1 protein-coding gene is annotated in these 641 nt (G+C 65.8%); it reads left to right on the plus strand.

Translation table 11 applies throughout. The features are described 5' to 3' along the window. On the plus strand, positions 1 to 641 hold a 641-nt coding region (locus AC1D0Z_RS23655), incomplete at both ends, for an EamA family transporter (protein ID WP_477660551.1).

The raw sequence follows: 641 nt of genomic DNA on the forward strand, positions 1-641 counted from the left end.
GGCGTTCTGGATGTTCGCTGCTGCCGGTGCCTTTTCCACCTACCTGGGGCGCTGGTTTTTCTACGAATCCGTGGTGCGTTTCGGCCCCGCCAAGGCCAGCATCTTTCAGGTCAGCAGCCCGCTTTTCACCGCGCTGATGGCGTGGCTCCTGCTGGGTGAACGGCTGGGCGTGCTGGTGGCGCTGGGCATGGTCATGACCATAGGCGGCCTGATACTGGTGAGCTACAAGCCCGGGTTTTTCTCGCGCCGCGGTCCCACGCCGGAACTCCCCCCGGACGGTGGGCCTGCGCCTTCCACCATGAAGTTCGGCCTGCGCCAGCGGTTGCTGCAGTCGGTGCTGTTTCTGGGCGCGGGCAGCTCGCTGGCTTACGCGATCGGCAATGTACTTCGCGGCTCGGCAGTGCGCAGCTGGAACGAGCCCGTGCTGGGCGCGCTCATCGGTGCTGTGTGCGGCCTGGCCCTGCATTTGGTGTTCAGCGCCGACAAGGGCGGCATCGCCGCCCGGTTGCGCACGGCCAGCCGCAGCGGCATGGCCCTTTACGCGCTGATCGGCGTGACAACCATCTCCGCCCAAATGTGCGTGATCGCATCCATGCGCTACATACCGCTGTCCATCGCGACCCTGGTGACGCTGTGCACAC

The sequence above is a fragment of the Polaromonas sp. P1_E3 genome (assembly GCF_056405935.1).